The organism is Bordetella genomosp. 8 (assembly GCF_002119685.1).
In the GTDB taxonomy this organism is placed as follows: Bacteria; Pseudomonadota; Gammaproteobacteria; order Burkholderiales; family Burkholderiaceae_B; genus Bordetella_C.
Genome location: NZ_CP021108.1, coordinates 2,506,618 through 2,526,956 on the forward strand (window position 1 = coordinate 2,506,618; position 20,339 = coordinate 2,526,956).

The window sequence follows — 20,339 nt, forward strand, 5'->3', positions numbered from 1 at the left end:
TCCAGAATTCTCTCCGTGGGCAGTCAAGGCCAACTTCCAAGGAGAAATTCATGTATGCGATCACAGGTATCACAGGCCAGGTGGGCGGCGCCCTGGCGCGCGAACTGTTGGCTTCCGGCCAGCCGGTAAGAGCCGTCGTACGCGACGCAGGGCGCGCCGCATCCTGGGCGGCGCAGGGATGCGAAATCGCCGTTGCACAGATGGACGACGCGGAGGCGCTGGCGCGGGCATTCCGCGGTACCCAAGGTGTCTTTATCCTGCTGCCGCCAGCGTTCGATCCGCAGCCCGGGTTCCCGGCGGCCAGGCGCATCATCGAAGCCGTATCCACGGCGCTGCTCGATGCCCGGCCCCCGAAGGTCGTGTGCCTGTCCACGATAGGCGCGCAGGCCCGCGAGACCAACCTGTTGTCGCAGCTCTCGCTGATGGAACAGACGCTGCGCGGCCTGCCCATGCCGGTGACTTTCCTGCGCGCCGGCTGGTTCATGGAGAACGCCGTGTGGGACGTCGCAGCGGCGCGCGACCAGGGTGTGATCCCCAGCTATTTGCAGCCCCTGGACCGCGCGGTGCCCATGGTCGCGACCGAGGACGTGGGGCGTACCGCCGCCGCGCTGCTGCGGGACACCTGGACAGGCGCGCGCGTGGTCGAGCTGGAAGGGCCGCGCCGCGTCAGTCCCAATGACATCGCCGCCGCTTTCGCCAGGATACTGGGCCGCCCCGTGCGTGCCGAGGTCGTCGAGCGCGAGGACTGGGAATCCCTGTTCCAGGCCCAGGGCATGAACAACCCCACGCCGCGCATGCGCATGCTCGACGGGTTCAACGAAGGCTGGATCTGCTTTGAAGGCCCCGACGACCAAATCGTCCGTGGCCGTGTCGGCCTGGACAGCGTCCTCGGTGATCTCGTCGCGCGGGCTCAGTAGCCGCTCGCCAGCTGCACGCTGGATCGATGGCGCGCGACCGCTCGGTCATGGATTGCCTCGATCACCATGGGCTCGAGTTCGGGCGGAATGTCGTGGCCCATGCCTTCGACCGGAAGGTAGATTGCATCCGGGATCGCGAGCGCCGTGTCATGGCCGCACGCCGGCGGGATCAACGGGTCGTCCGTCCCGTGAATGACGAGGGTCGGCGCTGTAATCGTCGACAGACGTGCACGCCGATCGCCGGCTACCGCCATGGCCGCGATCTGGCGCGCCGTCCCGCCGGGATTGTGGCAACGCCGCGCTTCCTCCAGCAAGATGGCGCGATGGCGAGTTTCGTCGAACGGATAAGCAGTCCCGGCAATGCGACGCGCGAAAGCCATGCGTGCCGCCAGAAAGCCTTCCGTATCGGTGGCGGGATGTGGCGTGGGACGGACCATCATCGCCATGACGTCGGCCGCTGCCTGTGGCAGCGCCGGATTGCCCGTGCTCGACATGATCGAGGTGAGGGAAACCACCCGATCGGCGTGTTCGCTTGCCAGGACCTGCGCGATCATTCCTCCCATCGACCGCCCGGCGACGTGTGCACGCGCGATGCCAAGCGCATCGAGCAGGGCGATCGCGTCGGCCGCCATGTCGTACAGCGTGTACGGAACGCCAGGCCGGCGCCCGGCCATCATCTCGGCTGCCAGTGCGCCAAAGTCCGGTGGGGCCAGGGCGTTGAGATGCGTCGAGCAGCCGGCGTCGCGGTTATCGAAGCGGATGACGCGATAACCCTTGGCGGCCAAGCCCTTACAAAAGGGTTCGCTCCATCGGATCATCTGCGTTCCCAGGCCGGAAATCAGCAGCATCGCCTCTGCATCGACATGTCCGAAGCTATCCCAGGCGAGCTCGATACCATTTTGCTGGCGAATGATCTGCATATCGCGCCTATCATTTGAAGGCGCCATATTGCCCGGGTAAAAATACGGTGTCAATTTTGGCCGGGTAATAATAGCCTGCAGGCCGTCGCGAAGGCTCCCGGTGGCCGAAACGAAAACAGCGCCGCAAGGCGCTGTCTAAAACAAAAACAGCGCCTTGCGGCGCTGTCTTGTGACTTGCGGGAAGTCGATCGAATCTGGTTGGTGGAGCGGAGGAGGATCGAACTCCCGACCTTCGCATTGCGAACGCGACGCTCTCCCAGCTGAGCTACCGCCCCACATCAAGCAAGTCCGCAACTATACCAGAAAAGTTTTGGATTGGGCCGCTCGCGGCGAGTCGTATGGTCCCTGGCCTGTTGCCGCCCCATTTTTGAAAATTCCCGGCAAGGGCGAAAGTTTTGTATGTATCAATAGATGTTGTTACATTGCCACGATGTGGCGCGAGGCCAACAGCGTTACATATTACTTTTGCGGCGTCCATCGAAGTTACACACATAATGGAGCGATTCGGTGGAGTAATTCGGCGATTTTAGGAGAGATTGTCGACAATAAGCAGAATTTGATACGGCTGAGCATCCTATCGGCCAAAAGCCTTTACAACTGCGCTATCCACCTCAGCCTTTTCCTAACCATAATATTTACATTCGGTTGATAGGCAATGAAATAAATCGCGTTTTTTCGGAGTTGATCGGGCGTTGAACGCCACTGACAATGCCGGCCGCAGTTTCTTCATAGCTGTTTCGTCGACCGTTCCTCTTATAAAAATACCTGTATGCGGAGCGGCACGTGCTGAGCGCGAAGTATTACAGCCGGGAAATCAGCTGTTACTCAACCACGAATACGCATTACGGGAATGCCATGCAATCGTTTCGTTTGAAGCATTTAGTTGCCGTCCTGGCAACTTTTGCCACCGCCGCCGCCGTCGCTCAACCGACGCAGTCCGCTCAGCCAAATAGCCAGCTCGCGAAGCCGCCGGTCGCCCCCGCGGCTGGCGCGCCCGTGTCGCAGGCGACGAACGTCAAGGGTTCCGCCTCCCTGAATCAAGTGGTCGAGCAGACGCTGCTGACGAACCCGGAAATCCAGGCCCGCTACAACGACTTCCGTTCCTCGCTGGAAGGCCAGAATGTCGCCAAGGGCGGCTGGCTGCCGCAGGTCAACGCGCAGGGTTGGGTCGGCCACGAGTGGCAGAGCAACCTTCCGGGTGAAGGGTCCGCCAGCTGGAATCGCCCGGGTTATACCCTGGAACTGCGCCAGCTGCTGTTCGATGGCTTCAAGACGAACAACGATGTGAAGCAGGCCGGCTTCGAAAAGCTGTCGCGCTATTACGATCTGCTGGCCACCAGCGATGAAATGGCGTTCAACGCGACCCAGGCCTACCTGGACGTCGAGCGTTATCGGGATCTGGAGCTGCTCGCTCGCCAGAACTACAGCCTGCACGACGAAACGATGAAGCAGATCCGCGAGCGCGCCGATTCCGGCGTGGGCCGTCGCGTGGATCTGGAGCAGGCGGGTGGCCGCCTGGCGCTGGCCCAGACCAACCTGATGACGGAAAGCGCGAACCTGAATGACGTGACGCAGCGCTTCCGCCGTGTGACGGGCCTGGACGTGCCGGCCACGCTGGCACCGCCGCCACGCCTGGACGACAAGCTGCCCAAGGATCCGAAGAATTTCAACGATTCGCTGCGCGGCAACCCGTCCTTCCTTTCCAAGCAGGCGCTGCTGCAGGCCGCCGATGCCGGCGTGCAGTCGTCGAAGGGCGCGTTCTCGCCCAAGTTCGAATTCGTCGCGTCGACCGGCACGGATACGTCGCAGCCCGGCCCTGACTACAAGAACACCCGCAGCACCAACGTGCAGCTGGTCATGTCGTACAACCTGTACCGCGGTGGCGCGGATTCGGCGCGCTTCCGCCAGACGTCGGCGCAAAGCTACGCGGCGCGCGACGTACGCAACTACACTTGCCGCAATATCCAGCAGGATCTGGCGATCGCGTGGAACAACGTCGTTCACCTGCGCCAGGCGCTGCCTTTTCTGCGTGACCACGAAGTGGCGACGACCAAGGTGCGCGATGCCTACCGCCAACAGTTCCAGATCGGCCAGCGCACGCTGCTGGACTTGCTGGACACCGAAAACGAACTGTTCGAATCGCGCCGCGCGCTGACCAACGCCCTGTACGACCTGCAGGTTGCCCAGTATCGCTGGCTGACCCTGTCGCACAAGCTGCTGCCGACGCTGGGCCTGCGTCCCGCGAACGACGAAACGCCGGAAGAGAAGTCCAAGCTGGAAGTCAGCGACGACGTCATCAAGCTGTGCAATTCGACGGTGCCGGACGCGACGCGCCTGGAGCCGGTCAAGGTAATCTACAACAACGGCACCACGCCGCCGGACTTTGTCCCCTCGGGCAGGTCCCCTCAACCCAGCCCGGCACAGCCGGGTTTCACCCCGAAGTGGTGATCTGCCATGGCGAATCAAGGCGACAATCATCGAGACGACGGCTTTTCCAGGCTGGACCTGGATTTCGTACGGGTACTCGAAGACCTCATCGACGCCTTGATCGCCAATGGCACGCTGCGGCTGACCGATTTGCCGCCGCACGCGCAGCGCAAGCTCAACGAGCGCAAGCAGCACCGGGCCAGGTTATCCGAACATCTGGATTTGTTGGACGATGAAGACGGACAAGTTATTTGACCGCTCGGTGGACTCGTGGCGCGTTGACCCGCGCTCGACCCATGACGATCCCCTGCTGGAATGCCTGGTCGAGCTGACTCGGGTGCATGGTGTGCCGGCGACGGCGCAGGCGCTGTCGGCGGGCTTGCCGCTCGTCGACCAACGCCTGACGCCGGCCCTGCTGCCGCGCGCCGCGGCTCGCGCCCGCCTGTCCGCGCGCCTGGTCAAGCGCGACGTGGCCGAAATACCCACCGACATCCTGCCGGCCATCCTGCTGCTGCATGGCGAACGCGCCTGCCTGCTGTTGGAAGCGCGTCAGGGCAGCTACCTGATCAGCCATCCCGAGCTGGGAGCCGGCGCGGTGGAAATCAGCGCGGAAGAGCTCGCGCAGGACTACACCGGCATGGCCTGTTTCGTGCGGCCGCAGTTCCGTTTCGACGCGCGCTCGCCGGAAGTCAACAAGGTACGCGGCCGCCATTGGTTCTGGTCGGCGATATTCGAGAATCGCCGCCTGTACCGAGACGCCATCGTGGCGGCGGTGCTGATCAATATATTCGCCATGGCGATGCCGTTGTTCACGATGAACGTGTACGACCGCGTCGTGCCCAACAATGCGTTGGAAACGTTGTGGGTACTGGTGGTCGGCATCGCCGTCGTGGTCATTTTCAATACCATCCTGACCACGGCGCGGGCCCATGTCATCGATAGCGCCAGCAAGCGTGTCGATATCAAGCTGTCCGCGCTGATCATGGAGCGCGTGCTGGACCTGCGCATGGAAGGCCGGCCGGTCTCGGTCGGCTCCTTCGCCGCCAACCTGCGGTCCTTCGAGTCCATCCGCGATTTCATCGCCTCGGCCAGTATCACCACGCTGGTGGACTTGCCCTTCGTCATCATGTTCCTGCTGGTGCTGGCCTGGATCTCGCCGTGGATGGTGATACCGCCGGTCGTCGCCATCGTATTGATCGTGCTGGTGTCGCTGGCGGCGCAGTTCCGCATGGAAACGATGACCATGGCCTCCTACCAGGCGTCGTCGCAGCGCAATGCGACCCTGGTGGAAGCGCTCACCGGTTTCGAGACCGTGAAGACGCTGAACGCCCAGGGCGCCATGCAGCGCAACTGGGAACGTTCGACCGAATACATCGCCAACATCAGCAGCAAGCTGAAGCTGATGTCCAGCACCACCGTCGGCTTCGTCGGCGCCATGTCTCAACTGGTGTCGGTCGCGGTCGTGGCGATCGGTGTCTATCTGGCGCACGACTCGGCCGTGTCCATGGGCGGCATCATCGCGGCGTCGATGATCTCCGGCCGTTGCCTGATGCCGCTGGGCCAGATCGCCGGGCTGCTGATGCAATACCAGAATGCCCGCACGTCGCTCGGCTCCATCGACAACTATATGCAGCTGCCCGTCGAACGGCCCGAGACCGCCGAGTTCCTGCATCGCCCGGTATTCCATGGATCGGTGGAATTCCGCGACGTCACTTTCTCCTATCCCGGCTCGGCGCAGCCCGTACTGCAGAACGTGTCGTTCAAGCTGAATCCCGGCGAAAAAATCGGCATCATCGGCCGCATCGGATCGGGCAAGACCACGCTGGAGAAGCTGATCCTGGGCCTGTACCAGCCCAGCGAAGGCACGGTGCTGCTGGACGGCGTCGATGTGCGGCAGATCGATCCGGCCGACCTGCGCCGTGCCATCGGCTATGTGCCGCAGGATCCGGTGCTGTTCTACGGCAGCCTGAAGCACAACATCGCCATGGGCGCGCCCTACGCGGACGACGCCAGCATCCTGGCGGCGGCGGAAGTCGCGGGCGTCAGCGACTTCGCCAATGTCCACCCGGACGGTTTCGACATGCTGATCGGCGAGCGCGGCGAGTCGCTGTCCGGCGGCCAGCGCCAGTCGGTGGCGATTTCACGCGCGCTGATCAACGATCCCCCGGTGCTGCTGCTGGATGAACCCAGCAGCAATATGGACCACCAGAGCGAGACGCGCCTGCGCAAGCAGCTGGCGGCGGCCAGCGCCAACAAGACCATGTTCCTGATCACCCACCGCACCGCGCTGCTGGAACTGGTCACCCGCCTGATCGTCATCGACGGCGGCCGGGTGGTGGCCGACGGTCCTAAAGAGCAGGTCGTGGAAGCGCTGCGAACTGGCCGGGTGGGACGGGGAGCCTGAGCATGAATACGCATGTTGCCAACTCGAACGGCTCGTTCCTGGGCGCGATCGTGCGCCTGCCGCGCACGATCTTCGTGAAGCTGTTCGACGTCCTGCTGGACGGCGAAGAGCGCGGCAAGCCCAAGCTCAGCACAGACTACACCGGCAATGCCGAATGGGCGATCTACCATTCCGACGCGCGAGGCGCGCGGGTGCTGCTGTGGACGTCGCTGCTGGTCGTCGGCATCCTGCTGGTCTGGGCCGGCTTCAGCCCCATCGATGAAGTCGTGCGCGGCGAAGGCAAGGTCGTGCCGTCGCGCCAGGTGCAGGTGGTGCAGAGCCTGGACGGCGGCGTCGTCAAGGAAATCCTGGTCAGGCCGGGCCAGACGGTGGAGCCCGGCCAGATCCTGCTGAAGATAGACCCGACGCGTTTCAATTCGTCCCTGGGCGAAAACCAGGTGGAGTACCTGTCGCTGGAAGCGAAGGCCGCGCGCCTGCATGCCTTGGCGACGGGCGATCCCTTCCAGGTGCCGGACGAGGTGCAGCAACAGCTGCCGGCGGCGGTGGAAGCCGAACGCAATGCCTGGATCCAGCGCACCAACGAATTGAACGCGACGGTCAACGTCGCCAAGGAGCAGGTCAAGCAGCGCCAGGAAGAACTGCGCGAAACGCAGGCCAAGCGCGATCAGGCCTCGACCACCTGCGCCTTGACGTCCCGGGAGCTGTCCGTGACCCGGCCGCTGCTGGCCAGCGGCGCCGTGTCGGAAGTCGATCTGCTGCGCCTGCAGCGCGACGTCGCGAAGAGCTGCGGCGACCAGAAGGCGGCGGAAGCGCAGATCGACCGCATCCAGGCGTCCATCCAGGAAGCCTTGAGCAAGACCAAGGAAGCGGAGCTGAACATCCGCAACCAGGCGCGCAACGACCTGTCCGACGTCAACACCAAGCTGCGCACGCTGCGCGAAGGCAAGCTGGCCCTGGCCGACAAGGTCAAGCTGGCGGAGATCCGTTCGCCGGTGCGCGGCACGGTCAAGACGCTGCTGGCGAATACGGTGGGCGGCGTGGTGCAGCCCGGCAAGGACATCATCGAGATCGTGCCGACCGACGACACGCTGCTGCTGGAGGTCCGTATCCAGCCGCGCGACATCGGTTTCCTGCATGCGCAGCAGAAGGCCGAGGTGAAATTCACCGCGTATGACTACTCCATCTATGGCGGCCTGGAAGGCGTCGTGGAGCAGATCAACGCCGATACGACGACCGACGAACGCGGAAATTCCTTCTATATCGTGCGGGTGCGCACGGAAAAAGGCTCGGTTGGCGACCAGCATCTGGCCATCATCCCGGGCATGGTCGCTGAAGTGCATATCCTGACCGGCAAGCGGACGGTACTGCAGTACCTGTTGAAGCCGATCCTGCGCGCCAAGGAAAACGCCTTCACGGAACGGTAGGCCGCGCGGCTGGTCCCGCAAGCCCCCTCCGTTCTCCTGGATCCGCATCCGCACACCTGCCGCGACGCGTCACGTCGCGCCGCGGCAGGCCACTAGAGAGGTATCGATGCACGTGGCACCGGTTCTGTTCGTCACCCATGACGATCTGCTGTGGAAACACTGGTCAGGCCTGGATGCGCGCCGCTGGTTGCCGGCGCGAGGCCGGGCGCTGACCGACCTGGCGCGCTGGCGCGAGCAGGGGCGGTCGCTGGTCGTGGTGGATGCGGACCTGCCCAAGCTGCCGGCCTGGACGTCCGAGCAGTGGACCGGCGCCATCGTCGGCTTGCGCACCGTCGTCGCCAGCGCCAAGCCGCATGACGAGCAGGGGACCAAGGTGCTGGCGTCCGGCGCCGTCGGTTATTGCCATGCCTACGCGCCGGCGTCGCTCATGAACCAGGTGCTGGAAGTGGTCGACGCCGGAGAAATCTGGATGGGCCGGTCCCTGGTGACCCGGCTGCTGCGCCTGGTGGAAAACAGGGCAGGAGGGGGGAAGGAGGAGTGGCACGCCAACGCCCTGACCGAGCGCGAGGGCGTGGTGGCGCGCCGGGCCGCGGTGGGCGAGGCCAACGTCGAGATCGCCGCGGCGCTGGGAATCACCGAGCGGACGGTCAAGGCGCACCTGTCGTCTGTCTTCGAGAAGCTGGGCGTCAGCGACCGCCTGCAGCTGGCGCTGAAAGTCCACGGCATCAGCCGTTGATCGTCGGGATACTCATCTAGTCCCTGAACCTGTCCTCCAGGACAATATCGGCCACTCGGCCCGGTCTATAGGATTACGCCATCCTAAACCGGAGCTAAACAAATGGCCTTCTCCACCCCCGCCGTAGTTACGCAAGTCGTCGGACGCGCCTGGATTCGCAGCAGCGATGGTTCGCTGGTCGAGCTGCACGCTGGCAGCCGGATCCCGCCCGACACTGAAATCGTGACCGCTTCGGGCGCCACCGTGGCCTTGCAGACCGAAGGCGGCATGCCGCTGACCATCGGCGAGAACCGCGACGTGGCCTTCAACGCCGACATGGCGGGGCAGCCGGTCGACCGCTCCGAAGCCGCCGTGGCCGCGCCCACCGGTACCGATTCCGACCGCCTGCTGGCCGCCCTGCAGAATGGCCAGGATCCGTTCGACAACCTGGATCCGACGGCCGCCCTGGTGGCGGGTGGCGGCGATGCCGGCGGCAGCAGCTTCGTGCGCCTGGCCCGCGTCGTCGAATCCACCACCCCCCTGGACCTGGCCTACCCCGGCGCCGGCACGCCCGCGATCAATCTGTTGACGCCGGCCGGCCTGGCGACGAACAACAACGCGCCGGCCAACGATCCCCCGAATGCCGGCAACGACACCAGCACGACGACCGAGAAGTCGTTCGTGACCGGCAACATCCTGACCAACGACACCGATCCCAACGGCGACGCGGTGTTCATTCAGACCGTGGGCGGCAGGCCCATGGCGACGGGCGGCGTGCAAGTGGCCGGCTCGACCGGCGGCACGTTCACCGTGTTTCCGGATGGCAGCTACATCTTCAACCCGGGTGATGCGTACCACAACCTGGGCGTCGGCCAGACCGCGACCAGCACGCTGACCTATACGATTTCCGATCCGTTCGGCAATACGTCCACCGCGACCGTCACCGTGACGGTGAACGGCCTGAACGACGCGCCGACCGCCACCGCGATCGACAACGTCAATGGCGTGGACGCCCAGCAGAACATCAGTGTGGACGTGTCCAGCCACTTCGCCGACATCGACAACGGCGACAAGCTGACCTACACGGCCAACGGCCTGCCTCCCGGCCTGACGATCAACCCGGAAACGGGCGTGATCACCGGCACGATCGACCATTCCGCTTCGCAAGGCGGCAATAACGGCGTGTACCAGGTCACGATCACGGCCACCGACGCCAGCGGCGCGACGGTTACCGAGACCTTCAACTGGAACGTCGCCAACCCGGCGCCGACCGCCGTCAACGACAACGGTGCGACCGACCAGGACCACGCCGTCACCGGCAACGTGCTGACGGGCGACACCCAGGGCGTGGGCCGCGACAGCGATCCCGATGGCGACGCGCTGACCGTCGTGCACGCCGGCGACAAGGACATGACCGCCGCGGGCATCGCCGTGGCCGGTTCGGGCGGCGGTGTCTTCACCATCCGCGCCGACGGTTCGTATTCCTTCGAGCCGGGCAAGGACTTCCAGAGCCTGGCCGCGGGCGAAACCAAGACCACGACGGTTTCCTACACGATTTCCGACGGCGAAGGCGGCACGTCCACCGCGACCCTGACCCTGACCGTCACCGGCACCAACGATCTGCCCGTCATCACGCCGGTGGAAGGCGGTCCGGATGCCAACCACGTCAAGGAAGACGAAGTCCTGACGACGGAAGGCAAGCTGAACATCGTCGATGCCGACCACGACCAGTCCTTCTTCCAGGCCCAGACCAATACGGCAGGACAGCACGGCACGTTCTCCATCGACGCCGATGGCCGCTGGACCTACCAGCTCACGAACGACGATCCGCAGGTTCAGCAACTGGCCGTGGGCGAGAAGCTGACCGAGACCTTCACGGTGAAGGCGGCCGACGGTACCGAAACCACCGTGACCGTCACGATCGATGGCACGAACGACATCCCGACGATCAGCGGCACCAGCGCCGGCGCCGCGACCGAGGACGTCGAGCAGACGGTGTCCGGCCAACTGGCGGTGTCCGACACGGACAAGAGCGACACCCACAGCTGGTCCGTCTCGGGCGAGCCCAAGGGCCAGTACGGCACCATCAGCGTCGATCAGACCGGCAAGTGGACGTACACCGTCGACCAGCAGGCGACGCAGGCGCTGGCCAAGGACCAGCAGGTCCAGGAAACCTTCCATATCCTGGTCGACGACGGCCATGGCGGCACGGCCGTCCAGGACGTCACCATCACCATCACGGGCACCAACGACGTGCCGGTGCTGAGCAGCGGCACGGGCGAAGTCACGGAAGACCAGAACGTCGGCAACGACGGCAACCTGGTGACCGGCGGCCAGCTGACGATCACCGACGTGGACACCGGCGAAAGCAGCTTCAAGCCGGGCGCGCATTTCGACGGTAGCACGGGCAACGGCAATGCGCCGCTGGGCACGCTGGCGTTCAATGCGGATGGTACTTACACCTACACGGTGGCCAACAACAATCCGACGGTGCAGGGCCTGCGCAGCGGCGAGAGCATCGTCGAGACGTACACGGTGACCAGCGCCGACGGTTCGGCCACGAGCACGATCACCATCACCATCAACGGCACCGACGACGTGCCGGTGATCACCCCGCACTCGCCGGACAGCGACAAGGGCACGGTGAAGGAAGACACGACGCTGTCGACCAGCGGCAAGCTGGACATCTTCGACGCCGACCATGACCAGTCGTTCTTCCAGGCGCAGGACAATGTCGAGCAGCAGCATGGCACGTTCAGCATCGACGCGAACGGCAACTGGACGTACAACCTGAACAACGCCGATCCGACGGTGCAGGCACTGGGCGTGGGCCAAAGCCTGACCGAGACGATCACGGTGCTGACTGCCGATGGCACGACGACCGAAGTGGTCGTGACGATCAACGGCACCAATGACATTCCGGTGATCAGCGGCGAAGCAACGGGCGCGATCAAGGAAGACGCCGCGCCGTCGGTGTCGGGCCAGCTGACGGTATCCGACGTGGACGTCGACGACGGCCACACCTGGTCGGTGCAGGGCAATCCGAAGGGCGTGTACGGCACGCTGTCGGTCGACCAGACCGGCAAGTGGACCTACACGGTCGACAGCAAGGCGATCCAGGCGCTGGCCGAAGGCCAGGTCAAGACCGAGACCTTCAGCGTCGTGGTCGATGACGGCCATGGCGGCACGGACGTGCAGCAGGTCACGGTCACCCTGACCGGCACCAACGACGTCCCGGTCGTGACCGGCTCGGCCCACGGCACGGTCTACGAGGATGTCCTGCCGATCACTGGCGGCGATCTGGATATCAAGGATGCGGATGCGGGTCAGGCGCACTTCCAGGCCGAGAAGGTCACCGGCGACCATGGCACGTTCGCCATCGGCACGAACGGCAATTGGGGCTATCTGCTCAACAACAGCGATCCCGCGGTGCAGGCGCTGGCCGTGGGCGAGAAGCTGACCGAGACCTTCACGGTCAAGACCGCCGACGGCACGCCGACCACGGTCACGGTCACCATCGTCGGTACCAACGACCTGCCGCATATCAGCGGCGTGAGCACCGGCGCGCTGAAGGAAGACGCGGCGACGACCGTCAATGGCCAACTGAAGGTCAGCGACGTCGACGCGACCGACACCCACAGCTGGTCCGTCGTCGGCGGCAGCCACGGCCAGTACGGCTCCATCGTGGTCGACCAGACCGGCAAGTGGACCTTCACGGCGAACCAGAACGTGCAGGCGCTGGGCGAAGGCGATACGGCGCAGCAGAAGTTCGTCGTCCAGGTCAGCGACGGCCATGGCGGCTTTGACTGGCAGACGATCACCATCACGCTGACGGGCACCAACGATGTGCCGGTGATCACCCCGCACGATCCAGGCACCCCGGGCCAACCGGGCACGGCCAGCGACCACGGCACGGTGGTGGAAGACGCCACGCCCGACACCACCGGCGGCAAGCTGGATATCAAGGACGCTGACGCGGGCGAAAGCAAGTTCACCCCGCAGAACAACCAGGCCGGCGACCATGGATCGTTCTCCATCGACCAGAACGGCAACTGGACCTATCACCTGAACAATGCCGATCCCGCCGTGCAGGCCCTGGCGGCCGGCGCGACGCTGACCGAGCAGTTCACGGTGACATCGGCCGACGGCAGCGCCACGCACCAGGTCACGGTGACCATCATCGGCACCAACGACGTGCCGGTGCTGAGCAGCGGCGCGTCCGCCGTGACGGAAGACTTGAACGTCGGCAACGACGGCAACCTGGTGACGGGCGGCCAGCTGACGATCACCGACGTGGACACCGGCGAAAGCAGCTTCAAGCCGGGCGCGCACTTCGACGGCAGCACGGGCAACGGCAATGCGCCGCTGGGCGCGCTGGCGTTCAACGCCGATGGTTCGTACACCTACACGGTGGCCAATAACAATCCGGCGGTGCAAAGCCTGCGCAGCGGCGAGAGCATCGTCGAGACCTACACGGTGACCAGCGCCGACGGTACTGCCACCAGCACGATCACCATCACCATCAACGGCACCGATGACAAGCCGGTGATCACCCCGCACTCGCCGGACAGCGACAAGGGCACGGTGAAGGAAGACACGACGCTGTCGACGAGCGGCAAGCTGGACATCGTCGACGCCGACCATGACCAGTCGTTCTTCCAGGCGCAGGACAACGTGGCCCAGGCGCACGGCACGTTCAGCATCGACGCCGACGGCAACTGGACGTACAACCTGAACAACGCCGACCCCAAGGTCCAGGCGTTGGGCGTGGGCGAAAGCCTGACCGAGACGGTCACGGTACTGACGGCCGACGGCACGACGACCGAAGTGGTCGTGACGATCAACGGCACCAACGACGTTCCGGTCATCAGCGGCCAGGCGACTGGCGCGATCAAGGAAGACGCGGCGCCGTCGGTATCGGGCCAGCTGTCCGTGGCGGACGTGGACGTCAACGACGGCCACACCTGGTCGGTGCAGGGCAATCCGAAGGGCGTGTACGGCACGCTGTCGGTCGACCAGACCGGCAAGTGGACCTACACGGTCGACAGCAAGGCGATCCAGGCGCTGGCCGAAGGCCAGGTCAAGACCGAGACCTTCAATGTCCTGGTCGATGACGGCCACGGCGGCAAGGACGTGCAGCAGGTCACGGTCACCCTGACCGGCACCAATGACGTCCCGGTCGTGACCGGCGACGATTCCGGCACGGTGAAGGAAGACGCGCCCTTCCAGCAGTGGACTGGCGGCGACCTGAACATCAGCGACGCCGACGCGCAGCAGTCGTACTTCCAGCCCAATATCATCAACACGCCCCACGGGACTTTCGCGGTCGCCAGCAATGGCAACTGGATTTTCACGCTGAACAACAGCAATGCCGATGTGCAGGCGCTGGGCGCCGGCGAGAAGCTGGTCGAGACCTTCACGGTCAAGACCGCCGACGGCACGCCGGAAACCGTGACGGTCACCATCCTGGGCACCAATGACGCGCCGCATATCAGCGGCGTGACCAGCGGCGCCATCAAGGAAGATGCCGCGACGGCGGTCAGCGGCCAGCTGAACGTCAGCGACGTGGACGTGCACGACAGCCACAGCTGGTCCATCTTCGGCAGCAACAAGGGCGACTACGGTACGCTCACGGTCGACCAGACCGGCAAGTGGACCTTCACGGCCAACCAGAACGTGCAGACGCTGGGCGAAGGCGCTAAGGCGCAGGACCAGTTCGTCGTCCAGGTCAGCGATGGCCATGGCGGCTTCGACCTGCAGACCGTGACGATCAACATCACCGGCACCAACGACGCGGCGGTGATCACCCCGCATCACCCTGGCGACGACCGCGGCACGGTGCAGGAAGACCGCGTCCTGACGGTGTCGGGCAATCTGGACGTGACGGACATCGACCGGAACGAAGCGTCCTTCCAGACCCAGAGCAAGACGCCGGGCGACTACGGCCAGTTCTCGATCAATTCGCAGGGCACCTGGACGTACCAGCTGAACAACAGCGATCCGCGCGTGCAGGCGCTGGGCGCGGGCGAGCACCTGAGCGAGACGTTCACGGTCAAGAGCGTCGACGGTACCCAGGCGACGGTGACCATCACCATCAACGGCACCAACGACATCCCCGTGATCAGCGGCGAGCACACCGGCGCGGTGACCGAGGACGGCGCGCCTTCGGTGCAAGGCCAGTTGACGGTTGCCGACGTGGACACGAACGACGGCCACACCTGGTCCGTGGTCAACGGTTCCAAGGGCGACTACGGCTCGATCAGCGTGGATGCCACCGGCAAGTGGACCTATACGGTCGACCAGCAGGCCGCGCAGGCCCTGAAGGAAGGCGAGAAGCAGACCGACACCTTCACCATCAAGGTGGATGACGGCCATGGCGGCACCGACACGCAGACCGTGACGGTGACGATCACGGGCACGAACGATGTGCCGGTCATCACGCCGCACGACCCGGGTACGCCGGGCCAGCCGGGCACGGCCAGCGACCACGGCACCGTGGTCGAGGACGCCACCCCCGACACCACCGGCGGCAAGCTGGACATCGTCGACGCCGACGCGGGCCAGAGCAAGTTCGCGCCGCAGGTCAACCAGCCTGGCGACCATGGCACGTTCTCGGTGGACCAGGACGGCAACTGGACCTACAAGCTGAACAACGGCGATCCCGCTGTGCAGGCGCTGGGCGCTGGCCAGACGCTGACCGAGACCTTCACGGTGAGCTCGGCGGACGGCAGCGGCACGCACGACGTGACGGTGACCATCGTCGGCACGAACGACGTGCCGGTGCTGAGCAGCGGCACGGGCGCGGTCACGGAAGACCAGAACGTCGGCAACGACGGCAACCTGGTGACCGGCGGCCAGCTGACGATCACCGATGTGGATACCGGCGAAAGCAGCTTCAAGCCGGGCGCGCACTTCGACGGCAGCACCGGCAATGGCGGCGCCGCGCTGGGCACGCTGACCTTCAACGCCGATGGCTCGTACAGCTACTCGGTGGCCAACGACAACGCGGTGGTGCAGGGCCTGAAGACGGGCCAGAGCATCGTCGAAACCTACACGGTGACCAGCGCCGACGGCTCGGCCACCAGCACCATCACCATCACCATCAACGGTACGGACGACGGCGCGACGATCACCCCGCACGATCCGGGCACCCCGGGCCAACCGGGCACGGCCAGCGACCACGGCACGGTGGTGGAAGACGCCACCCCCGACACGACCGGCGGCAAGCTGGACGTGCAGGACGCGGACGCCGGCGACGCGAAGTTCTCGACCACGCCGGATCACGCCGGCGAGCATGGCGCCTTCACGATCGACGAGAACGGCAACTGGTCGTACAAGCTGAACAACGGCGATCCCGCGGTGCAGGCCCTGGGCGCCGGCAAGACGCTGACCGAGACCTTCACGGTGAGCTCGGCCGACGGCAGCGCCGCGCACCAGGTCGTGGTGACCATCGTCGGCACGAACGACGTGCCGGTGCTGAGCAGCGGCACGGGGTCCGTGACGGAAGACCAGAACGTCGGCGGCGACGGCATGCTGAAGACCGGCGGCCAGCTGACCATCAACGATGTGGATACCGGCGAAAGCAGCTTCAAGCCGGGCGCCCACTTCGACGGCAGCACCGGCAACGGCGGCGCCGCGCTGGGCACGCTGACCTTCAATGCCGATGGTTCCTACAGCTACAAGGTTCCCAACTTCGACCCGGTGGTGCAAGGCCTGAAGACAGGCCAGAGCATCGTCGAGACGTACACGGTGACCAGCGCCGACGGTACGGCCACCAGCACGATCACCATCACCATCAACGGCACGAACGATGCGCCGACGGTGGTTGGCCACATCGATACCCAGATCGGCAAGGACGCCGACAAGGGCATCAACGTGGACACGGCCAGCCATTTCAAGGACGTGGACGCCGGCGACACGCTGACCTACACGGCCAGCGGCCTGCCCAAGGGCCTGACGATCGACCCGAACACCGGCAAGATCACAGGTACCATCGACCACTCCGCCTCGCAGGGTGGCGACAACCACGACGGCAAGTACACCGTCAGCGTCACGGCGACCGATCCCGACGGCAAGACCGCCACGCAGACGTTCGAATGGGACGTCACCAACCCGGCGCCGACGGCGGTCAACGATGTCGCCACGGCGGACAGCAACGGCCAGGCCGGCGGCAACGTCATCCTGGGCAATGCGGGCGCCGGCAAGGACACGGATCCTGACGGCGACACCCTGAAGGTCATCAGCGTCAAGGGCAATGGCAACGCGCAGTCCGTGGTCGACGGCCACGGCACGCAGGTCACGGGCGACCACGGCGGTACGTTCACCCTGAACGCCGACGGTACGTACAGCTTCAATGCCGGCCACGACTTCGACGGCCTGGGTTCCGGCCAGAGCAAGACGACCTCGGTCACCTACACCATTTCCGATGGCGAAGGCGGCACCAGCACGGCCCTGTTGACGGTTACCGTCGTGGGCAGCAACGTGCCCCCGGTGGCGAACGACGACAGCACCTCGACCCACCAGGGTATTGCGCTGCCGTTCGACGCCTCGCACAACGTGCTGGCCAACGATACGGACGCCAACTCCTCTGACAAGCTGGTGGTCAGCGCCGTCAACGGCCAGGCCGGCAATGTCGGCAAGACCATCCAGGGCGACCACGGCGGCAGCTTCGTCCTGAACGCGGACGGCACGTACTCGTTCAACCCGGGCAGCACCTTCGACTACCTGCCCCAGGGCCAGACCGCGACCAGCTCCATCACCTACACGGTCTCGGACGGCCATGGCGGCACGGATACGGCCACGCTGACGGTCACCATCAAGGGCACCAACGACGTGCCGGTGATCTCGGTGGGCCAGAACGGTTCGGACCAGGGCACGGTCTACGAAGACGGCGCCGCGCTGAACGGTACCCTGACCATCTCGGACAAGGACACCGGCGAAAGCAGCTTCCAGGCGAAAACCGTCCAGGACCAGTATGGCACCTTCACCATCGATGCCAACGGCAAGTGGACCTACACGCTGGATAACACCAATCCCGCGGTGCAGGCCCTTTCCGGGAACGACAGCCTGGGTACCCGTACCTTCACCGTGGTCTCGGCTGACGGCTCCGCCACGCACGACGTCACGGTGACCATCAAGGGCACCAACGACGCGCCGACCGCGGTGGACAATTCCGCCAACGTCGACCTGGGCGGCAAGCACACCTTCACGACTGGCGAATTCAACTTCGCCGACAGCAAGGGTGAGCATGACAGCCTGCAGAACGTCATCATCACCCGCGTGCCGGACAGCGGTTCGCTGACCCTGAACGGCAACGCGGTGACTGCGGGCCAGGTGATTTCGGCCGCCGACATCGCGGCCGGCAAGCTGGTCTACACCCCGGGCGCCGACGGCAAGGACACGTCCTTCGGCTTCAAGGTGCAGGACAATGGCGGGACGGCGCACGGCGGCCAGGACACGTCGACGGAGCACAACTTCGGCCTGTCGACCAACAACCTGATCCAGGGCGACAACACCGGCACGGGCGACAACAACGGCCACGGCGGCACGACCCCGCCGCTGAACGGCGGCTCGGGCAACGACATCATCCTGGGCGATACGGGCGGCACGGTCACCACGACCACGCCGGGCCAGAACTACAACATCGCCCTGATCGTCGACCACTCGGGCAGTATGGACGACAAGATCGGCAACCAGACCCGCATGGACCTGGTGAAGAGCTCGCTGACGCAGTTCGTCAAGCAGCTGGCCGGCCATGACGGCATCGTCAACATCACGCTGATCGGCTTCGGTAGCACCGCGGACAAGGCCATCACCATCCAGAACCTGAACCCGAACGATGTGGATCAGACGACGGACACGCTGATCAAGGCGATCAATGCCTTGAAGGCCAGCGGTACGACCAATTACGAAGATGCGTTCGATTCCGCGGTGGATTGGTTCAATGCCCAGGCGGCTTCGGGCAAGGGCCAGGCGAACGGTTACGACAACCTGAGCTTCTTCCTGACCGACGGCGATCCCACGGTGTACAACGGCGGCGGTAACGGCTCGTCCACCACGACGCCGGTCCTGCAGCACTCGGTCGACGCGTTCGCGGCGCTTAGCGCCATGAGCACGGTGCACGGCATCGGTATCGGGTCGGGCGTGAACGCCGACATCCTGAAGTTCTTCGACAACACGGACACGACGGGTACCGGCGTCGTCAGCGACACCACCAACACGACCAATCTGTCGACGTCCAGCACCTACAACCTGGATGCCAGCAGCTCGTGGACCACGGGCCAGAACGGCGGTGGCAGCGTAAGCGGCAACTACAGCTACATCAACATCACCGACAAGTACGGCAGCAATGGCACCAACGCCAAGTCGATGATCGTGGACACCAAGAACCCGATCACGATCGCCGCCGGCCATACCGGGCACTTCGAGTTCGACCTGAGCACGTCGAGCTGGAAGAACGGGTCGGACACGTTCACCTGGAAGCTGCAAATGCTGGTGGCCGATACCCAGCATCCCGGCCAGTACATCTGGTCGGATGTGCAGACGGGCAGCAGCACCGGCCACATCGTGACGAACGATGTCGCGGCGGGCCAGTACCGGTTCGAGTTCGAGGTCAAGGACAGCAGCGACAACGGCACGTGGCTGAACGACAACAACGCGACGCTGACGGTCGAGGACGTCACGCTGTACGATCACGTCGTCACCACCGCCCCCACCGGCGAGGTCGACATCGTCCTGCAGCCTAACGACCTGAGCACGGCGCTGAACGGCGGCGGATCGCACTCCGATCCCAACCCGGTGGGTGGCGATACGATCAACGGCGGTGATGGCAACGACATCATCTTCGGCGATACGATCAACACCGACGCGTTGAACTCCACGCAGCATCCGGCGGGCACGCACAACGGCCAGGGTCTGCAAGGCCTGTTGGACTACCTGACCGATACGCTGGGACATGCTCCGACGTCCAGCGATGTCTACAACTACGTCAGCCAGCATAGCGATACGCTGAACGTAGGCGGCGACACGCGTGGCGGCAACGACACGATCCACGGCGGCAACGGCAACGACATCATTTACGGCCAGGGCGGCAACGACACCCTGTACGGCGATGCCGGCAACGATATCCTGGTGGGCGGCGCGGGCAACGACACGTTGTACGGCGGCGACGGCAGCGACACCTTCAAGTGGTCGCTGCACGACGGCGGCACAACGGCCAATCCCGCGGTCGACACCATCATGGACTTCGATACCCGGGCGGCTTCGGCCGGCGGCGATGTCCTGGACCTGCACGAGCTGCTGAACAACCCGGCCGACTCCGACCTGACCAAGTACCTGCACTTCTCGAAGAGCGGTACGGACACGGTCATCAACGTCAGCACCACGGGCGGCGCCGCGCAACAGGCCTTCGACCAGAAGATCGTGCTGCATGGCGTGGATCTGAGCAACAACGGAGCGTTGCAGAACGATCAGGCCATCATCAATGACCTGATCCAGAAGGGCAAACTGCATGGCCACAGCTAAGCCCTAGTC

The 20,339-nt window shown here is 64.8% G+C and carries 8 protein-coding genes and 1 tRNA gene; 7 read left to right on the plus strand and 2 right to left on the minus strand.

Features of this window, described 5'->3' with window-relative positions; all coding sequences use genetic code 11:
- Window positions 1–50 precede the first annotated feature (50 nt).
- Window positions 51–917, plus strand: a complete 867-nt coding sequence (locus CAL12_RS11440; protein ID WP_086064558.1) for an NmrA family NAD(P)-binding protein — start codon at window positions 51–53, stop codon at window positions 915–917.
- On the opposite strand, the gene CAL12_RS11445 is transcribed toward CAL12_RS11440, so the two are convergent.
- Complete coding sequence (locus CAL12_RS11445) at window positions 911–1,837, minus strand: alpha/beta fold hydrolase (protein WP_086064559.1); 927 nt, start codon at window positions 1,835–1,837, stop codon at window positions 911–913. The two genes, CAL12_RS11440 and CAL12_RS11445, sit on opposite strands and share 7 nt — an antisense overlap.
- Before the next feature lie 199 nt (window positions 1,838–2,036).
- A tRNA-Ala gene (locus CAL12_RS11450) sits at window positions 2,037–2,112 on the minus strand.
- Between the two features lie 580 nt (window positions 2,113–2,692).
- On the opposite strand from CAL12_RS11450, the gene CAL12_RS11455 reads away from it, so the two are divergent.
- The 6 genes from CAL12_RS11455 (at window position 2,693) to CAL12_RS28435 (ending at window position 20,330) form a co-directional block, all read left to right on the plus strand.
- On the plus strand, window positions 2,693–4,285 hold the full coding sequence (locus CAL12_RS11455; protein WP_086067829.1) for a TolC family outer membrane protein: 1,593 nt from the start codon (window positions 2,693–2,695) through the stop codon (window positions 4,283–4,285).
- 6 nt (window positions 4,286–4,291) lie between these two features.
- Complete coding sequence (locus CAL12_RS11460) at window positions 4,292–4,519, plus strand: hypothetical protein (RefSeq protein ID WP_086064560.1); 228 nt, start codon at window positions 4,292–4,294, stop codon at window positions 4,517–4,519.
- On the plus strand, window positions 4,497–6,668 hold the full coding sequence (locus tag CAL12_RS11465; protein WP_086064561.1) for a type I secretion system permease/ATPase: 2,172 nt from the start codon (window positions 4,497–4,499) through the stop codon (window positions 6,666–6,668). The genes CAL12_RS11460 and CAL12_RS11465 overlap by 23 nt, the downstream gene beginning before the upstream one ends.
- A gap of 2 nt (window positions 6,669–6,670) precedes the next feature.
- Window positions 6,671–8,092, plus strand: coding sequence for an HlyD family type I secretion periplasmic adaptor subunit (locus tag CAL12_RS11470; protein WP_086064562.1), 1,422 nt, complete (start codon window positions 6,671–6,673; stop codon window positions 8,090–8,092).
- Between the two features lie 106 nt (window positions 8,093–8,198).
- Window positions 8,199–8,828 (plus strand): helix-turn-helix transcriptional regulator, encoded by a 630-nt coding sequence (locus CAL12_RS11475; protein ID WP_086064563.1) that lies wholly within the window; start codon window positions 8,199–8,201, stop codon window positions 8,826–8,828.
- A 102-nt stretch (window positions 8,829–8,930) separates the two neighbouring features.
- Window positions 8,931–20,330 carry a retention module-containing protein gene (locus tag CAL12_RS28435; protein ID WP_157792963.1) on the plus strand — a complete coding sequence of 3,800 codons (11,400 nt, stop codon included), beginning with the start codon at window positions 8,931–8,933 and terminating at the stop codon, window positions 20,328–20,330.
- Window positions 20,331–20,339: the final 9 nt, after the last annotated feature.